This window comes from Bordetella tumbae, assembly GCF_965139195.1.
GTDB classification, from domain to species: Bacteria; Pseudomonadota; Gammaproteobacteria; order Burkholderiales; family Burkholderiaceae_B; genus Bordetella_A; species Bordetella_A tumbae.
The window spans coordinates 78,385-94,501 of the sequence record NZ_CBCSJH010000020.1 but is presented as its reverse complement, the minus strand read 5'-3'; the positions used below and the strand labels follow the sequence as shown (position 1 = coordinate 94,501).

Below are 16,117 nucleotides of genomic sequence, written 5' to 3'. Positions count from 1 at the left end.
GATTTAGTCCGCGCAGCGGACCGAGGCCCCTGGTCATGGGCCGAGTCCGTGCGATAGGCCCGGCGCCACGCCCAGGCACGCGACAGGGACGTCTTCAGAGAAACAATCACGAGCAGCAAACGCCCACACCACACCAACAGCGATAAAAAAAATGCCAGCCAGCGCTTAACTAACTGTCATTGGGCGCAATGCCCGCTTTTTTCTTAGAAGGTATAAGCCACTCCGAGGCTGACGACGGGATACCATCGCACCTTGTTCGCCATCTTTTCGATCTCGTGCTTTTGTTGCTGCGTACGGTCTTTGACCTGCTGGATGTTGAGGTTACGCACCCCCTCGGGCGGTTCAACGCTGACTCTGGCATTGCCTTGATAGAGCACGCCGATATCTGCCGCAAAGCTGAATCCTTCTTTCACGACGTTGTGATACCCGATCCCCAGATAGGGGGCGACTGGCGCATACTCAACCTTGGCCGAACTTTTTCCTAGCTGCTTGCCGTCTACCTGGATCACATGATTGCCGATGCGATGAGAGAACATACGGTCGATAACACCGCTCGCGGAAATGCGGTTGTCGTTTCTGTACAGGCCGGCGGTCATGTGAAACCCGTTGTCCAGCGGATAGTAATCAAATAACAAACCCAGCGATTTCAAGCGAATATCGGAATCGTATTTGACACCATCGACCGTGAACGACTTGTCAAAACCAAACTGATTCCAGGCGGCACGTACGCTGAAGTCATGATCAGATCGATACCCAACCTGTGCACTCAGCCCTTGTGTGCCTATCTGGGGAGCGACAAACCATGATGAGGCCAATACGCTCTTGGGAACCAGGGCAACGAGTAGCAATAGAAAAAAGCACAAACCCAGGCGGCCAGACAATTCCGTTTGCATTATGTTTTCGCTCTTTGCAGGTTAAGGAAACCCGTGAGTGGCCTTTCCCCTGAATCGAGTTCCATCACGCAAACCAACGATGAATCATCGTGGGAACCTTATGCAATCCACGGTTACTTAATAGGCATCGTCATTTCATCCAGGATTGCCTGCATGGCGCTTCAAGCTGGCTCAGTGACTGCGGGGGTCATGCGGGCTTCTGTTGGCGAGGCCTCGTAAATTAGGTTAGAGGGGCATGCAAACCACAGGTACATCACTGCCGGCGGTATTGGCACCGCTTGCGACTGGTGCTTCCTCGGCAGACAGTTGGACGGACACCGGGATCGATTGGATTCAACGCATCGTGGCCGTGTTGACCGTTGAGCCTGTCGCACACCTCAGTCGAGACACCTTGCTTGCGATTGGCCGAGTGGTGCCGGACTCGGTCTTTGCGACGCTCGGTTTGGTAGCTACCGTCACCGCGTTCAGTAATTGTCTGGAGAACGGCTTTGCCAGCAAGGACGCCTTGATCGGGTTGCTGAGCGGCGTGAGCGCGGCGAGTGCCGTCGATCGCCTGGTCACGATGGCGGTCGGCGTTGGTGCAGGGATCGGGCACTACGGCGTGGTGACCGGTTGGGCGCTGACGTCGATAAAGCTCGTCACGCTAACGCAGCAAGGCGATGTACCGGGGGCGTTGCTTGCCGGTGCAAAATTGGCAGCCACCATCGCTTTGACCGGGCACCCTGTCGTGTTAGGTGTCGTGATTGCGGCGGATGTGGCTTATACGCTCTATTGGGCCTACTTTCCCGTCGATTCACAGCAGCTAAGCGTTGCCGGAGATGGGTACATGCCAATGAAACTGGTGCCGGAATAAGACTGCTGAGGCGATTCGTCCTTCATGACGTGTGTGGCCGAACCGAAGGTGGCCAGTGGGCTGTTGTATTGGACGACCATGATGCATGACCGGAACCTTATGCAATCCCAAGTTACTCACGCAGTGTTCTCTGCTTTCTCCGGACACACATGATGACAATGGACTCGCTCGAACGGCTGCGTGATTGGGGTAGTTCTCTTGAACAAGCTCTAGGAATTCCAATCGTCGTCGATCAAAACGGCATGCTGGCGTTGACGACCAAAGGTGGGAACGTCTTTAGTATTGCGCCGGCGCCGACCCCAGTGGGCCTGCTCTTTACCGGGATCCTGGGCATGGCCGACGATACGATGCCCGCCAGTACCCTGCGTGCCTTGTTGGCGGTCAATATGGCTCCGAGTCTGTCAGGCATGGCGAACGTGGGGGTCGCGCCTGCGACTCACGAAATTTTGCTGAAACTGACGTGGATGCCGAACGAGGCGAATTGGACCGAGTCCGCGTTTGCCGGTGTGCTCATTGCATTTGCCGAGCACGTCGACGCATTGGCTGCCGCTATTCGCGACGGCGAGCTGCAGTCGATACTGGCGCTTGCCTCTATACCCGATCCGTCTCTCGCGTCATCGGCAACGGATCTGACTGACTTGGCCTAAAGGAAGGATTGATTATGCAAATCCCGGTTGGCGCGGGGGCGGCGCTGCCCCCCTTGTTTGACATTGGCCTAGGATTATTTCCCAAGGATTCTAAAGACCTTGGGTGTGATGTGGTCAAGCTTGCCGCCAGCGCATTGAGTATTGAGCCGGTGGCGCAGGCCAGCCGCGAGAGTTTGCGCAACGCAGGCAGCGTGGCGCAGGACTCTGCCTTGGGCTTGTTCAGTGCGTACAGCACCGCGGTCTCTTTCTCCAAATGTATGACAAGCGGCCTTTTCAGCACTGACACGTTGTCAACACTGGCTAACGGTTTGAACGCAACAGCGCTCATGGATCGCGCCGTGCAGACGGGGACAGGCACCGGGATAGGCGCCGGAAATTACCAGGCCGTGACTGCAGGGTTAGTGACGACGGCAACACTCATCTCGCGGGCGTATCAAGGCGATTTGCCAGGTGTCATGCTTTCCGGCGGCAAATTGGTCGCCAGCATGGCGTGTTCTGGCAGTTCCATTGCGCAGGTCCTGATCGCCCTGGATATGGCCTACTCCAACGCGCGTTGGCTGCCTACAGGGCCATAAACGCAGACTGCGTTATCGCAGACGCTCGAGGCGTCGCGGTTCTTTCATTACCGCGCGCCCTGCGTCAGCGTGAAATAGTCGTTTTGGACGACCGCCTACAGCCTTAAGGCATCTCCCATTGAGTCAGGTCAATTTCGTTATATAGTTGTGTATATAGCGAATCGACTGTTCCTTTTCTTTTAATAGGGTGACTCTGCCATGGCTGCCGTACGTCTTGCTGTCGTTTTGACTGCTGGTTTATTGTCTGTCTCCACATCCGCATTGGCCGCAGAGGTGCAAGTCGCCGTCGCCGCCAATTTCACTGCGCCGCTGCAGGCCATCGCCAAGCAATTCGAGCAGGACACGGGCAACAGGGTTCTAGCCTCCTTCGGAGCGACCGGGCAGTTTTATTCACAGATCAAAAACGGTGCGCCCTTCGAGGTGTTCCTGGCAGCCGATGATGACCGTCCGGCCAGACTAGAATCCGAAGGCGATACGGTGCCCGGCTCACGGTTTACCTATGCGGTGGGAACATTGGCGCTGTGGTCGGCCAAGCCGGGTTATGTCGATGATCAAGGCGATGTACTGAAGAAAAATGCATTTCAGCATTTGGCCATTGCCAATCCAAAAGCCGCACCGTACGGCTTGGCCGCGACACAAGTCATGCAGCGGCTCGGCCTCACGGAAACCTTGAAACCCAAAATCGTCGAAGGGCAGAGCATCGGACAAGCCCAGCAATTTGTCGCTTCCGGCAATGCCGAACTGGGCTTTGTCGCACTGTCGCAGATCTACAAGGACGGCAAACTGACCTCTGGGTCGGCCTGGATTGTCCCGGGTGATTTGCATGACACCATCAAACAAGATGCCGTCGTGCTGGCCAAAGGCAAAGACAACCCGGTGGCCGCCGCGTTCGCGGCATACCTGAAAGGCCCCAAGGCTGCCGAGATTATTAAGTCCTACGGGTATCAATTAGGCGGACAATAGGCGGATCTCGTCGTCCCTGTCTCTTATGCCCTTAGACTCTGCCGATTTGGCCGCGATCTGGTTGACACTGGAACTGGCGTCCCTGGTGACGGTGTTGTTGTTGATCGTTGGCACGCCCATCGCATGGTGGCTCGCGCATACCCGGTCGCGCCTCAAAGGCCCGATCGGCGCCGTGGTGGCCTTGCCGCTGGTATTGCCGCCAACGGTGCTGGGTTTTTATTTATTGGTGCTGATGGGGCCTCACGGCTGGATCGGTCAGGTCACGCAGGCATTGGGCTTGGGGACATTGCCGTTCACCTTTGCTGGGTTGGTGGTGGCTTCGGTCATTTATTCGTTGCCCTTTGTGGTGCAGCCTCTGCAAAATGCATTTGAAGCCATCGGGCGCCGTCCGCTGGAGGTAGCGGCCACGTTGCGTGCCAGTCCCTGGGATTGTTTTTTTTCCGTCGTGTTGCCTATGGCGCGGCCCGGATTTATCACAGCTGCGATTCTGGGGTTCGCCCATACGGTAGGCGAGTTTGGCGTCGTGCTGATGATGGGCGGCAACATCGAGGGCAAAACGCGCGTTGTCTCCGTGCAGATTTATGACCATGTCGAAGCGTTGGAATATGCGCAGGCGCATTGGCTGGCAGGCGGTATGGTCGCGTTTGCATTTGTGGTGTTGCTGTTGCTGTATACGCGCCGGCGCACTGCGTCGCTGTGGTGACGGGTCGATCACACATGTCACATCAGCGTTCCACCGACACAATAATGAGCACAGGTATCGAAGCCCGCTTTCGAGTGGATTACCGAGAGTTTTCGCTGGACGTCGATCTGGATCTGCCGGGCCGCGGTGTGTCGGCACTATATGGGCACTCCGGCTCGGGCAAAACGACGTGCTTGCGATGCATGGCGGGATTAGCCCCGGTGTCGCGAGGTTATCTGCGCATCAATGGCGAGGTCTGGCTGGATACAGAGGCCGGTATTGCCGTTCCGACACATCGCCGGTCGCTGGGCTATGTTTTTCAAGAAGCCAGTCTGTTTGACCATATGACGGTCCAGCGTAATCTCGCGTTTGGCCTGAACCGTATTCCTGCGGCAGAGCGTCGCGTGGATCTGCTGCAGGCAGCAGAGCTGCTGGGGATCTCGCATCTATTGGAACGTATGCCTGGCGGATTGTCTGGCGGAGAACGCCAGCGAGTCGGTATTGCTCGCGCGCTGCTGACCAGTCCTCGTCTGTTGTTGATGGATGAGCCCTTGGCGTCCTTGGATATCGCGCGCAAGCAGGAGATTCTGCCGTATCTCGAACGGCTGCATGACGAGCTCGATATTCCCGTGATCTATGTCAGTCATTCGCCCGAGGAGGTGGCGCGCCTGGCCGACCACCTGGTGTTGTTGAGCGCCGGGCGGGCTATCGCGAGCGGCACGATCGCACAGATGCTGACGCGTCTGGATTTACCATTGGCCATGGCTGATGATGCTTCGGTGGTGGTTTCCGGAGCGGTCGCGGGATTTGACCCTGCTTATCAATTGATGTCTGTGCAGTTACCAGATAGCGCATCATGCTTACGCGTGGTGCACGAGCAATTGCCGCCGGGCACCGCAACTCGTTTGGCTGTCAAGGCACGTGACGTGAGCATTACACTCGTGCACCCAGAGCAGAGCAGTATTGTGAATGTGATTTCTGTCCGGGTGCAGGACATGGCGCCCGCCGGCCATCCCGACCACATCCTGGTGCGCCTGGATGCTGACGGTACACCGTTATTGGCGCGGATCACCCGATATTCGCGAGATCAACTAGGCCTGGTACAGGGCACGCACGCCTGGGCGCAGATCAAAGCGGTATCGGTGTTGGCTTGATAGACGCGTACCTTTCACGCAAACAGTTGCCGCATATCGAGACCACGAATAATGTCAGCGGTGGACTCGACCAGCGGCGGCAGGATCTGACGATCGGGCGTGGCCAGGGTCAGATTATTCATGATGACAGGATCGATGATGGTCGAGCAGACCAGATCGTCTCGCCCCTGGATATCGTGCAACGCTGATCGTGGCAGGATGGTGTACAGACTATCCTGAGTCATGGTTTCCAGAATGGTGTGTACCACGTCGACTTCTGCAATGACGTCCAGGGATACATTGAGCTCGCGGCAAGTTTTCTCGACCAATGCCCGGATGGTGTTCGGGGCGCTGGGCAGTACCAGGGGGTAGCGACCCAGATCCTTTGCGCGAACGCTGGGCGGCGGGGCAGGCCGGCACGATTTGGTGTAGGCCAAGACGAGATCCTCGCGGTACACCGACTCGTAGCGCACCAGCGTCGATGGGGGCGGGTCGTACAGCAGCGCCAGGTCGACTCGGTCTTTTACCAGCCATTCGTTCATTTCGAGGCTCAAACCCTCTGCCAGGGTCAGTGCGGCCGTGGGGTGTTTGCGGCGAAAGGCCTGCATGATGTGCGGTGCCAATCGACGAGCCACGCGATGCGGCATGGCCAGACGGACCTTGTCCTGCGAGGTCGAGCCAAAGGCGCGCATATCTTGTTTCGCATGTTGCGCCAGGTCATCCAGCGCCTGCGCATGCGCCAGAAAGCGCAAGCCGGCGGGCGTGGGTGCAACGCCGCGGCCGGTACGGATCAATAAATGATGGCGCAGCTCCGCCTCCAGTAACTGGATCTGCCGGCTGAGCGAGGGCTGTGACAATCCCAGCACCTCGGCGGCGCGGGACAGGCTGCGCATTTCGCAGGCCACGATGAAATAGCGGATTTGCTTGAGATCCATAGACACAATGGTATACGTTTTTGCTATATCAGAAGTCCGCTAAGTCTCATTGCCGGCAGGGCGTGGACTGCGCATCATGCGAATTCACGACAGCTACACGATTCCCATGCCCGATTGCGCGCCTCCTCTTGCCCAGATTACGCCTGCCAGCCAAGCTTTACCGGCGCAGGCTTGCGATAGCCATTTCCATATCTTTGGACCGGCCGACGTTTTTCCTTATGCGGCGGACCGCCCCTATACGCCTCCCGATGCGTCGTTTGAACAGATGCGCCATATGCATCAGCAACTGGGATTCAGCCGTGGCGTGATCATCCAGCCGGGTTGCCATGGCTACGACATGTCGGCCACCCTGGACGCGCTGGACAAAGGGGCAGGGCAGTATCGTGCTATCGCGCTGGTGCCCCCAACGGTGGGCGAGCGGGAGCTCGCAGATATGGATTCCCGCGGGGTGCGGGGCGTGCGCTACAACTTCGTTGCTCATCTGGCCAACGGGGGCTGGGATGAGTTGGCTCAGGTGGCGCCGCGGATCGCGCCGCTCGGGTGGCATGTCTGCATTCATTCCGACCAAGCATCGCTCATGGACCTGCTGCCGCGCCTGAAACGTCTGCCAGTGCCCTTCGTGATCGACCACATGGGGCGGGTCGCCGCCTCGCAAGGCGTAGCGAACGACGCATTTCAGGCGCTGCTGGCATTACGCGACCACCCGAATGCCTGGATCAAGATTTCTGGGCTGGATCGTGTCTCCAGTCATGGGAAACGGCCTTTTGCCGATGCCGAGCCCTTGGTGACCGCCTTGTTGGAGGCGATGCCGGAGCGCCTGCTATGGGGCACGGACTGGCCGCATCCCAATGTGGCCGGCGATATGCCGGATGACGGCGAGTTGCTCAACACGTTTCTGCGTCTTTGCCCCGATCGCGCCGTGCAGCACCAGATATTGGTTGATAACCCCCACACCTTGTATCGATTCGGACGATGAAATCAATGTTGATCAAATTTCCCAAAGAGGCCTTAAACACGGCTGCCGTGCTGGCGCTGCCTGGTGTGAAGCAAGCGAATTTTCGTATCTATCACGCGGTGGATCACGTCGAGACTTATGTGTGGTTGTCCTGGCCTGCAGAGGTCGCGGGCACTGAGGCTGGCCTCAACGCCGGCATCAGTAATTTGCCGGCGGCTGTGCGGCAATCACATCCCGATGCACAGATGGTGAACCTCGCATTGACTACTGATGTAGCGGGTCATTCCATCGGCCAGGCAGCCCCTTGGTTCTATATGGTCGAGACCGATATCAAACCAGGTGCGGAAACCGACTTTGATAGCTGGTATGAGACTGAGCATCTGCCAGGGTTAGCCGCCGTACCAGGCACGGTGAGGGCGCGCCGGTATCTCGCTGAAAACAGCTCGCCGCGCTATTACGCCTGCTATGACCTGGCACAACGCGAAGCCTTTGGGTCGCCCGCCTGGTTGGCCGTGCGTGCGACATCCTGGAGCGATCGTGTCCGTCCGAATTTCATCAATACCAAACGCACCATGTTTCGCCTGGTGCAAGACTAGGTAGAGGCCCGAATATGCCACGACTGAATCCTCCTGAACTCGAAAACCTTTCCGAGCATCAACGCCGCATCTACGACGCTATCGCCTCCGGGCCGCGTGGCAAAGTCCGCGGACCTCTGGCTATTTGGCTGCATCGCGCAGGCCTGGCAGAGCACGCACAGGCGTTGGGGCAATATTGCCGCTATGACTCCAGTCTGCCACCGAGATTATCCGAGTTGGCCATCTTGACCATGGCCGCATGGTGGCAGGCTTCATTCGAATGGTGGGCGCATCATCCGATTGCGCTGAAGGCCGGCCTGGATGCGGGTATCGCCGAGCAGATCCGCTTGGGCGACGAACCGGTGTTTATCCAGGCAGACGAGTCGGTGGTGTATCGCTTTGTCTGCGCGTTGCTGCAGACCCGTCGCGTTCCAGATGCCTTGTATCAGGAGGCGGTCGACGTGTTGGGGACTGATAGTGTTGTGGACCTGGTCGGCATCACCGGCTACTACACATTGATTTCGATGACGATCAATGTGTTCGAGATCGAACCGCCGGATGGCAGCACGATCAGCTTCGGGCGTTGAGGGTAGTTGTTCGACGCCACATTCTTTTTTGACGAAAACAACATTATGCGAGACAGATCATGACAGGCCGTTTGCAAGGCAAGGTAGCCATCGTTACGGGCGCGGGCAGCGTGGGTCCAGGTTGGGGCAATGGCCGCGCCATTGCCTATCGATTTGCGCAAGAGGGCGCGCAGGTTTTTGCCGTCGATCGTGACGAAGGTGCGATGCAGGAAACCGTTGCCCGCGTGCGCGAGGTCGGAGGGCAGATCACGACCTGGTGTGCGGACGTGACGGATTCCGACGCCGTACGCGATATGGTGCAAGCCTGCATGGATACGTGGGGGCGCGTCGATATCCTGGTCAACAACGTAGGTGGATCGCGCAAAGGTGGCCCGGTGACCTTGGACGAAGACACCTGGGACAGCCAGATCGATTTCAACCTGAAAAGCGTATACCTCGGTTGCCGCCATGTATTACCTCGGATGCAGGCTCAAGGCGGTGGCGCCATCGTGAATATTGCATCGACCTCCGGCATCCGCTGGACGGGCTCGGCACAAGTGGGATACGCCAGCGCGAAAGCCGGTGTGATTCAACTCTCCCGCGTGGTGGCGATAGAGAACGCCAAGCAGAATATTCGTTGCAATACCGTCATTCCTGGGCAGATGCATACCCCTATGGTTGAGGTGCGTCTGGCCGGTCAGCGTGCTGGAGGCGACGTGGATGCATTGCTGGCGCAGCGGCAGTCGCGTATTCCGCTGCCGTTCATGGGTGACGGCATGGATACCGCCAATGCAGCGTTGTTCTTGGCTTCGGACGAGGCACGCTTCGTCACCGCGACCGAAATCATCGTCGACGGAGGCATGAGTGCACGATGCGATTGAAAGGGCGGCGCCCACGCGTTATCCGGATGCGGCGGTGATTGCACTGGATCCTCGTTTCGAGAAACTGGTGCTGCCATTGGCAGCCGTCGAGCGCGTGGCTACAGGCAGCCGTTGGGCGGAGGGGCCGGTATGGTTCGGTGATGGACGCTATCTGCTTTGGAGCGATGTGCCGAACGACCGCATCATGCGATGGGACGAGATCAGTCAGCAAACACACGTCTGGCGCCATACGTCGGGCCATGCGAATGGCAACACGCGCGACCGTCAGGGCCGCCTGATTACTTGCGAACATCTGGGCCGCCGCGTGACGCGTACGGAACATGATGGCCGGATCACGGTATTGGCCGACCACTATCAAGGCAAGCGTTTGAATTCGCCCAATGATGTGGTGGTGAAGTCAGATGGTTCGATCTGGTTTACTGATCCTCCCTTTGGCATCGTCGGCTATTACCAGGGCGAGAAAGCCGAACAGGAACTGCCGGCGGCGATCTATCGCATCAGTCCAGATGGTCAAGAGGTCCGCTTGATGTGCGACACCGTACAGGGGCCTAACGGGCTGGCGTTTTCACCCGACGAACGGCATTTGTATGTGATCGAGTCGCGCGCGCGGCCGCGCAACATTGTGGTGTTCGATGTCGCGAATGATGGCGTCAGCCTGAGCCCGCCGCGAGTGCTGTTTGATGCTGGCGACGGGACGCCTGACGGTTTCCGCATGGATATCGAGGGCAACCTGTGGTGTGGCTGGGGGATGGGTACTGCCGAGTTGGATGGCGTACGCGTGTTTTCGCCACAGGGTGAATTGCTGGGGCGTATCGCGTTGCCTGAGCGTTGCGCCAATCTGTGTTTCGGCGGCAAGCACCGCAACCGCTTGTTCATGGCGTCGTGCACGTCGATCTATTCCTTATTTGTTAACACCCAGGGCGCTACCGCTCTGTAGCTTCAACGTTGTTTGCAGTTCGCTGCATGCCTGTCAGCGAGCTGTACACCATAATCAGACAGGAGACGATCATGTTTCATCTACTCTACGGACGTGTGGTCAAACGCTTGACCGCGACGCATTTGTCCACATCCCGTTTATTCAAGTATGTAGCGGCTGCCGTATTGGGTGCTGCGGCCGTGAGTGCGCAAGCGCAGAACACCACGAGTCTGGTGGTTGCCTTTCCTGCAGGCGGCCCCGCAGATTCTCTGGCTCGCATTGTCGCCGCGCAGCTGGAGAAAGAGCTGAAGCATCCCGTTCTGGTCGAGAACAAGCCCGGCGGAAACGGCGCGATCGCCGCCTCGTACGTGGCGCGTGCTCGCCCTGATGGCCAGACCTTGTTCTTGAGCTCCGTTGGTGCGATCTCCATCAATCCCGCTCTGTATCCGAAGCTGATTTACGACCCTATCAAGGACTTCGCGCCCGTGTCGCTGCTGGTTTCTGTACCGGAGGTATTGGTGGTCGGCGCAAAGAGCCCCTATGCCGACGCACAGGCGTTCGTGACCAAGATCAAGAGCGATGGCTTGTCGATGGCTTCATCCGGTGTGGGCAGCATGCCGCACATGGCGGTCGTCCAACTCAAACTTTCTACCAAGGGCAAGATCCTGCATGTGCCATACAAGGGCGCTGCCCCTGCCATCACCGATACCATTGGTGGACAAGTGGATGGTTTCATTGGCGATGTGTCCGGCCTGATGCCGCACATTCAGTCTGGTAAAGCGAAAGCGTTGGCAATTGCTGCGCCCAAGCGTTCCACTGTGCTGCCCGATGTGCCGACATTTGACGAGCTGAACATTCCTGATGTTTATGCCAATAATTGGTATGGCGTGTTCGCGCCAAAGGGCACGCCAGCCGACACAGTCGCTGCGCTGAACGCCGTACTGGCCAACGTTCTGCAGACCTCGGAATTGAAAGCCTATGCCGAGACCACAGGAGTCGAGCTGTCGCCGACCACCCCTCAAGCGTTCGCCGATCTGGTGCGTGATGACACCAAAAAATGGGGTGACTTGATCCGGGAAGAGGGAATTACCGTCGACAATTGAGTCGTCTGTACCGATGGGGAAGGCGGCCTCTTGAAATCGGCCAAGCCGCTGGCTACACTGCCGGCCGTCCCTTGGCCTTTTCTGGCGCCTCCCATCATGACCCGGCTGCAGCCGAACCCCATCGAGCTTATTGCTCCCGCCACCCTGGGTGGCGATGATGCCAATCCCTGCCTGAGTTGCGGCGCCTGCTGTGCGCACTTTCGGGTGTCGTTCTATTGCGGAGAGGTCGCCGGCGAAAACGGCGGGACCGTGCCTTTGGCGCTGGTGCGCCCCATCAGCCCGCTGCGGGTCTGCATGGCCGGTACGGAAAAAGGCGGTGGGCGCTGCGTCGCATTACGCGGAGAACTGGGCCAGCCCGGGATTCATTGCGACATTTATTCCTTGCGGCCGACGCCGTGCCGCGAGTTCGAGGTCTGGCAGCCCGATGGCTCCGTCAATCCGGACTGCCAGCGCCTGCGAGCCGCGCTCGGCTTACCTCCTATTGCGCCTCGTCCCGACGCCGAGAACGATCCGCAGGGGCCGTGTACCCCTGCCCATCCCGCTGCGGCCTGAAACTTGCTGTACAGCTGTCGTCCCCATCGTCATTGCAGAGAGGGCGGTCTTTACTTTTTTGCATGACCGGTTGCGCCGTTCAGGTAGATTTAGAAAAATCCGTATACATTCTCTGGCAATGATTCCCGGATCTGCCTATACCCTGGATAGGAAAGCCAGGCTGCTTGAGGCGGGTCAGGCAAAGGAATACAGCCATGACGCGTACGAAGAAAGTACTTATCGGGCTGGGTAGCGTCATCATTCTCGTGGTGGCGGCCCTGGTAGTTGCCATTGCACTTTTTAATTGGAACTACCTGAAGCCCACCATTAATACCAAGGTCTCCGAGGCAATCGGACGTCCGTTCGCCATCAACGGGGATGTGACGGTGCAATGGCGGCGTCCCGGCGATATGCCCGGCTGGCAGGGCTGGGTACCGTGGCCTCATGTGGTGCTGAACGATGTCACCCTGGGCAACCCGCCGTGGGGGCAGTATCGGGACATGGCGTCGCTCAAACGCGCCGAATTCACGCTGTCGCCGTTGCCGTTGCTGACTCAGCAGGTCGTTATTCGTGAAATCCAGTTGACGGGAGCCCGGGCGAATCTGGAGCGCTTGAGGGATGGGCGCACCAATTGGTTATTTACATTTCCGGAAGGCGACGGGCAGCCTTCGAAGTGGAAAATCGATATAGACGAAATCGGCTTTGACCAAGGACAGATCGCGTTCCGTGATGAGACCTTGAACGCGGACATCCAGGCCCAGATCGATCCGCTGGGCAAACCCATCCCCTACGAAGATATAGCGGGTAAATCCAGCGCCGACGGGAAAAAAGAAGACGCAGGCAAAGACACCAAATCCTCGGCCAAATCCGAGAAAACAAAGGCAGGCGAAAAAGCGGCAGCAGTGAAACCGGCGGAGCCGGCCTCCTCCGCCACATCCCCTGCCGCCCAGCAGCCCGCCGCCCAGAGTTCTCAGGCGAAACCCTCCAGTGCGCAGTTGGCTGCGGCGAAAGCCGAATTGGCCACCAAGCCGCCAGCCAGCGGCGAGGACGGTGCCAACGCCACGCAAGCGACAAACCACACCGCTGTCGCCGTTCCCGACGATTACGTCTTTGGCTGGAAAGTAAAAGGCCGCTACAAGCAACTGCCCCTGAAAGGCGACGGCAAGATCGGCGGCATGCTGGCTGTCAAAGATCCCAATCGGCCTTTCCCTTTGCAGGCTGACGTCACCATCGGCGATACGCACGTGGCGGTAGCCGGTACGTTGACCGACCCTGCGAACCTTGGGGCGCTGGATTTGCGTCTGGCCTTGTCCGGCGCCACGATGTCGGACCTGTACCCACTGATCGGCGTGACCCTGCCGGACACGCCACGTTACGCCACCGATGGCCGCTTGAGCGCGCGACTCAAACAGGCTGACGGCGCCACGTTCCGGTATCGCGATTTCAACGGTAAGGTCGGGGCGAGCGACTTGCACGGAGACTTGACGTTCAAACTCGGGGTTCCGCGTCCCAAGCTCACAGGTGAATTGAGCTCGAATCAGCTGCGGATGCAAGACCTGGGGCCGCTGATCGGCGTTGAGCCCAACGCCGGGAAAAAGGCCGCCGCCAAAGGGGATGACAAGGCGAAACCATCCGGAGGCAAAGTCCTGCCCACGCAACAATTCCGGACCGAACGATGGCGCGACATGGACGCGGATGTGGCGTTGACTGCCGGGCGCATCGTCTATGACGAAAAAAGGCCGATCAGTAAACTCGACGTCCATCTTGTGCTGGATAACGGCTTGCTCACACTGGACCCATTACGCTTTGGCTTTGCCGGTGGCACGATCAACTCCGACTTGAAGCTCGATGGCGGCAAAACACCCATGACCGGCGACGCAAAGGTCGCAGTGCGAGGCTTGCGATTGAAGCAGCTATTTCCCAACGTCGAATCCATGCAGCAGGCCTTGGGCCAGTTGAACGGAGATGTGGCGTTGAAAGGCGCGGGCAATTCCGTCGCGGCTTTGCTGGGTACCTCAAGTGGCGATGCCCGCTTATTGGTCAATGACGGTGTCATCAGCAAAGGGCTCATGGAGATTGCCGGCCTGAACGTCGGCAACTACGTGATCAGCAAATTGTTCGGTGACGAAGAGGTCAAGATCAATTGCGGTGCGGCTGATCTGAACATGAAACAGGGCGTCATGACGCCGCGAGTGTTTGTCTTTGATACGGAAAATGCCATTGTGCAGATCGAGGGCAATGTCAATTTCAAGGATGAGACGCTCGATCTGGACATTTCGCCTGAAAGCAAAGGCATTCGCTTGTTCTCGCTGCGTTCACCGCTGTATGTGAAAGGTACTTTTGCCAATCCCGATGCGGGGGTGCAGGTGCTTCCTCTGGCCGCGCGCGGCGCAGGCGCGGTCGCGTTGGGCGTGCTGTTGACTCCTGTGGCAAGCTTGCTGGCCCTGGTGGCACCCAGCTCCGGCGAGGAAGAAAAACCATGCAGTGAAATGATGCAGCAACTGCGCCAGCCGGCCAAGGCCTCCTCGCCCCAGGGCAAAGCGAAATCCAAATAGCTGGCGCTCAGCACCTACGTGCCGAACGCACTGCCAAGCAGATTTATTGCGGCTCGAACGGCCCCGCGACGGTGAACTTGCCGCCTTGGAAAATCACCGACGGGTCATCTGCCGGCGGTGCAGGTTGTTCCTCGATCTTGTCCCGATAGATCTCCGACGTATCGCGCGGGGTGTAGTCGAGCTTGGCGGCATAGCGGTTGTCCCACCACACCGTGCGATTGTTCGACATGCCATAGACGACGGTGTGGCCGATGTCCGGTGTATATAGACAGCGGTGCAGCAGTGCGTCGAAATCGTTCAGGCTGATCCATGTCGCCATCATGCGCCGGTCTGCTGGTTCGGGAAACAGCGAGCCGATGCGTATGCTGGCCGTTTCGATGCCGTAGCGATCGAAATATAGCTGCGCCATGTCTTCGCCAAACGATTTGGAGACGCCGTAATAGCCATCCGGGCGGCGCAGGGCATGCGCGTCAATGGTCTCGTCTTGGCGATAAAAGCCGGTGACGTGATTCGAACTGGCGAACACGATACGCTTGATGCCATGATGGCGCGCCGCCTCATACAGATTGAATACGCCCTTGATGTTGGCCTCGAGGATTTCCTCGAACGGACGCTCGACGGATACGCCTCCCAGATGCACGATGGCGTCGCAATCGGCTGCCAGCGCGTCAAACGCTGCGCGATCCGAGATATCGCAAGGGATGGCCTCTTCGTGCGGAGCCAGGTTCGTTGCCTGAGCAGTCAGCGCCGCAGGCAGGTCGGACAAGCGCACGTGTTTGGCTTGAGCTGCCAGCAGAGGGCGGATAGCACGGCCCACACCGCCGGCTGCGCCGGTCAATAGCAAGCGGTTGAACAAACGGGATTGGGCAGGGGTACTGCTCATGAGGTTGTCTCCGGTCGCGCAGTCCTGGTATCGCTGCGGACAAGGGTAATGGTCGCAGGGCGTGAGGCTGGTTTCTTGTACGTCGTCGTACAAGTGGGAATGAATCATCGAACACGGCCTACTGCCTTGTCAATAGCGGTCAGGGGGCATTCAGCGTAATCCCGGATATACGCCGCAGAAGCGACCATGTTTTTGTAAGTTACACGTCAGTTTGCGTGCGTTATGGGCCGGTTTGGAGAGTTATCGGGAAGCATGTATAATTTTGCCTCTTGACTGCTGGCGCGCGTTTTCGTGTTCCGCAGATCAGGGCTGTTAGCTCAGTTGGTAGAGCAGCGGACTCTTAATCCGTAGGTCGAGTGTTCGAGCCACTCACAGCCCACCAGAATTCTTTGTAGTTAAAAAAGCACTGCGCATAGGCGCCAGTGCTTTTTTTTCGTCTATTCTCACGGTGAGCTGGGGACGGCCGTTTCT

General features: G+C 58.3%; 17 protein-coding genes and 1 tRNA gene. 15 read left to right on the top strand and 3 right to left on the bottom strand.

What is annotated here, in order from left to right; translation table 11 throughout:
• Positions 1-203: 203 nt before the first annotated feature.
• A complete protein-coding gene (locus ACNA0J_RS19265; RefSeq protein ID WP_415820472.1) occupies positions 204-893 on the bottom strand; it encodes a hypothetical protein in 690 nt (229 codons plus the stop codon).
• A gap of 235 nt (positions 894-1,128) precedes the next feature.
• Here ACNA0J_RS19265 and ACNA0J_RS19260 point away from each other — a divergent pair, with 235 nt between their 5' ends.
• The 6 genes from ACNA0J_RS19260 to modC all read left to right on the top strand — a co-directional run bounded on the left by ACNA0J_RS19260 (position 1,129) and on the right by modC (position 5,767).
• Positions 1,129-1,746, top strand: a complete 618-nt coding sequence (locus ACNA0J_RS19260) for a hypothetical protein (RefSeq protein WP_415820471.1) — start codon at positions 1,129-1,131, stop codon at positions 1,744-1,746.
• 149 nt (positions 1,747-1,895) lie between these two features.
• Positions 1,896-2,393, top strand: coding sequence for a CesT family type III secretion system chaperone (locus tag ACNA0J_RS19255; protein WP_415820470.1), 498 nt, complete (start codon positions 1,896-1,898; stop codon positions 2,391-2,393).
• Between the two features lie 14 nt (positions 2,394-2,407).
• Complete coding sequence (locus ACNA0J_RS19250) at positions 2,408-2,968, top strand: hypothetical protein (RefSeq protein ID WP_415820469.1); 561 nt, start codon at positions 2,408-2,410, stop codon at positions 2,966-2,968.
• A gap of 198 nt (positions 2,969-3,166) precedes the next feature.
• Positions 3,167-3,931 carry a molybdate ABC transporter substrate-binding protein gene (modA, locus tag ACNA0J_RS19245; protein WP_415820468.1) on the top strand — a complete coding sequence of 255 codons (765 nt, stop codon included), beginning with the start codon at positions 3,167-3,169 and terminating at the stop codon, positions 3,929-3,931.
• A gap of 25 nt (positions 3,932-3,956) precedes the next feature.
• Complete coding sequence (gene modB, locus ACNA0J_RS19240) at positions 3,957-4,634, top strand: molybdate ABC transporter permease subunit (protein WP_415820467.1); 678 nt, start codon at positions 3,957-3,959, stop codon at positions 4,632-4,634.
• Between the two features lie 44 nt (positions 4,635-4,678).
• A complete protein-coding gene (modC, locus tag ACNA0J_RS19235) occupies positions 4,679-5,767 on the top strand; it encodes a molybdenum ABC transporter ATP-binding protein (RefSeq protein WP_415820466.1) in 1,089 nt (362 codons plus the stop codon).
• 14 nt (positions 5,768-5,781) lie between these two features.
• Here the strand turns inward: modC and ACNA0J_RS19230 are convergent, their stop codons facing one another.
• Positions 5,782-6,681 (bottom strand): LysR family transcriptional regulator, encoded by a 900-nt coding sequence (locus tag ACNA0J_RS19230; protein WP_415820465.1) that lies wholly within the window; start codon positions 6,679-6,681, stop codon positions 5,782-5,784.
• A 76-nt stretch (positions 6,682-6,757) separates the two neighbouring features.
• On the opposite strand from ACNA0J_RS19230, the gene ACNA0J_RS19225 reads away from it, so the two are divergent.
• The 8 genes from ACNA0J_RS19225 (at position 6,758) to ACNA0J_RS19190 (ending at position 14,763) form a co-directional block, all read left to right on the top strand.
• The gene (locus ACNA0J_RS19225; protein ID WP_415820464.1) at positions 6,758-7,657 is read left to right on the top strand and encodes an amidohydrolase family protein; all 900 of its coding nucleotides are present in this window, start codon (positions 6,758-6,760) and stop codon (positions 7,655-7,657) included.
• A 5-nt stretch (positions 7,658-7,662) separates the two neighbouring features.
• Positions 7,663-8,232: a hypothetical protein gene (locus ACNA0J_RS19220; protein ID WP_415820463.1), complete on the top strand. Its 570-nt coding sequence runs from the start codon at positions 7,663-7,665 to the stop codon at positions 8,230-8,232.
• Between the two features lie 14 nt (positions 8,233-8,246).
• Complete coding sequence (locus tag ACNA0J_RS19215) at positions 8,247-8,798, top strand: carboxymuconolactone decarboxylase family protein (RefSeq protein WP_415820462.1); 552 nt, start codon at positions 8,247-8,249, stop codon at positions 8,796-8,798.
• Between the two features lie 59 nt (positions 8,799-8,857).
• Complete coding sequence (locus ACNA0J_RS19210; RefSeq protein WP_415820461.1) at positions 8,858-9,658, top strand: SDR family NAD(P)-dependent oxidoreductase; 801 nt, start codon at positions 8,858-8,860, stop codon at positions 9,656-9,658.
• Positions 9,642-10,595, top strand: a complete 954-nt coding sequence (locus ACNA0J_RS19205; RefSeq protein WP_415820460.1) for an SMP-30/gluconolactonase/LRE family protein — start codon at positions 9,642-9,644, stop codon at positions 10,593-10,595. The genes ACNA0J_RS19210 and ACNA0J_RS19205 overlap by 17 nt, the downstream gene beginning before the upstream one ends.
• A gap of 71 nt (positions 10,596-10,666) precedes the next feature.
• A complete protein-coding gene (locus ACNA0J_RS19200) occupies positions 10,667-11,677 on the top strand; it encodes a Bug family tripartite tricarboxylate transporter substrate binding protein (protein ID WP_415820459.1) in 1,011 nt (336 codons plus the stop codon).
• A gap of 96 nt (positions 11,678-11,773) precedes the next feature.
• The gene (locus ACNA0J_RS19195; protein WP_415820477.1) at positions 11,774-12,229 is read left to right on the top strand and encodes a YkgJ family cysteine cluster protein; all 456 of its coding nucleotides are present in this window, start codon (positions 11,774-11,776) and stop codon (positions 12,227-12,229) included.
• Between the two features lie 194 nt (positions 12,230-12,423).
• Complete coding sequence (locus ACNA0J_RS19190; RefSeq protein WP_415820458.1) at positions 12,424-14,763, top strand: AsmA family protein; 2,340 nt, start codon at positions 12,424-12,426, stop codon at positions 14,761-14,763.
• A gap of 43 nt (positions 14,764-14,806) precedes the next feature.
• Here ACNA0J_RS19190 and ACNA0J_RS19185 read toward each other — a convergent pair whose 3' ends face one another.
• Entirely contained in the window at positions 14,807-15,646 is an 840-nt protein-coding gene (locus ACNA0J_RS19185) for an NAD-dependent epimerase/dehydratase family protein (RefSeq protein ID WP_415820457.1), read from the bottom strand.
• 306 nt (positions 15,647-15,952) lie between these two features.
• Between ACNA0J_RS19185 and ACNA0J_RS19180 the strand changes: the two genes are divergently transcribed.
• Positions 15,953-16,028, top strand: a tRNA-Lys gene (locus tag ACNA0J_RS19180).
• The last annotated feature ends 89 nt before the right edge of the window (positions 16,029-16,117 follow it).